This is a genomic window from Arsenicibacter rosenii, assembly GCF_001870735.1.
In the GTDB taxonomy this organism is placed as follows: domain Bacteria; phylum Bacteroidota; class Bacteroidia; order Cytophagales; family Spirosomataceae; genus Arsenicibacter; species Arsenicibacter rosenii.
On record NZ_MORL01000116.1, the window covers coordinates 1 to 1,750 of the forward strand.

General features: G+C 48.3%; 2 protein-coding genes. One reads left to right on the forward strand and one right to left on the reverse strand.

The features are described from left to right. Window positions 1-1,146, forward strand: a 1,146-nt coding sequence (locus tag BLX24_RS30175) for a S41 family peptidase (protein WP_071506891.1), incomplete at its 5' end; no start/stop codon positions are given. Between the two features lie 70 nt (window positions 1,147-1,216). Here BLX24_RS30175 and BLX24_RS33055 read toward each other — a convergent pair. Next, a partial coding sequence (locus BLX24_RS33055; RefSeq protein ID WP_177225974.1) for a hypothetical protein occupies window positions 1,217-1,750 on the reverse strand: 534 nt, incomplete at its 5' end.

The window sequence follows — 1,750 nt, forward strand, 5'->3', positions numbered from 1 at the left end:
CAACTAGCTCATGCCCGTTTATTTCCCTTTCAGGTCATGCTCGAAGGGGAAAAACTTATGGTTACCTACAATGATACACCGGACAATGAGACGATCATGCCGGGTATGGAGATTCTGAGCATTAACGGGCGAAAAGCCCCGGAGATTATTGGACTGATATTGGAACGAATTTCAGGTGACGGCTACATTCAAACAGGCAAACGAAAACGGCTCGAACGCCTTTTCGCCCAAAGCTTCTGGTTATTCATCGATCAGTCGCCAGAGTTTACCGTTGTCGTCAGCAATACGGTGGGTAAGGAAATGAGCGTTATGGTTGCCGGTGTACTTAGCAGCGAACGGACCACGAACCGGAATGCTAACCGCGTTAATGATCCGATGATGAAAGCTGCCAATCAGCTGAATGGATCGAAAGATAATATATCCCTACGCTTCGTCGACGATAAGTCGATTGCTGGTCTGCGGATCAAGGCGTTTGATGGACAAGCGTTTGTATCGAAACTGGATAGCCTGTTTCTGCTATTAAAACGGGAAAACACCAAAGCCCTCATTCTGGACCTTCGTGGCAATGGCGGAGGGGTGGACGAATATGGAGCCGCTTTGGTTTCGCAGTTTACAGACAAGCCTTTTCGGTATTTTGACCGAATTCATTTACAATCAATTGCACCTTCCTTTGCTACCTGGAAACCCCAAACGTTTGTGAGCCTTCGCGAAGGAACAATGCCTGACTCCAATGGGGGCTATTTAGTGAAGCCTTCATTGCACACTGGCGTGGGCGAACAGCCGCCCGGCAAACATCCATTTATGGGTAGCGTGTTTGTGCTGATGGATGGAGGTACGTTCTCGACATCGGCGGATGTGACAGCGACCCTGCAAAAACTGACCAACGCTGTTTTTATTGGCGAAGAAAGTGGTGGAACAGCCGAAGGCAACACGTCAGGACTGAATGCGTTGATCAAATTACCAAACTCAGAACTAGGTCTCAAAATTAATATGTATGGCTACTGGAATGCGTTATCTATGGGAGGGAAGGGAAGAGGAACACTGCCCGACTATACGCTTGAAACCCGCATTGCCGACTTACTCCAAGGCCAGGACAGACAATGGCTACTAGCCTTATCTCTGGCCCGGAACGTTACAAAGAAATAAATTTACCCGTCACAATAGCCCTTAAATAAGGTTTTCTGCATTTTGTGAATACCAATATCCGTTATCTTTTTTAATGCTGACAGTTTTTCTGTACCTGTTCATTCACCTGTAGCAATAACCGGCTGCTTTTTTCCCGATAGTCAGGATCTGTATCAGGATTTTTGTAGCGTTTACGCAGCGCAGAAACATCGTTGCGGTATTTGAGCCAGAGTTGGCGCTGTCCGGGAATGCAGTTTAGCTTACGCTGAACCGGCAGCTTGTCGGCATACGACGCTCCTGCTTTAGTGAGCTGTTCCAGTTCGATCTGTAATTTCCGTTGCTCAATCTGTAGGTCCAGATCAGCCAGCTGGTAAGTGCTTTCGATGTCAGGGCTCATACCGGCTATCTCATTCATGTCATTAAACATACCGGCATTGGCCATGGCATCAGTCATCTTTTTCTGCATCCGCGCCCGCACTTGTTCCTGTTTGTGATAAAGCTCCCGCAGAGTGGCATCTTCCTCTTCATTGATTTGCGCCTGCCGTTCGGCCTGATTCTGGACCTGCTCTTTCTGCGATTCGGAGAGCCGGTCCAGAATCAGGTCACCGGCCGGTTTAAAGCCCGC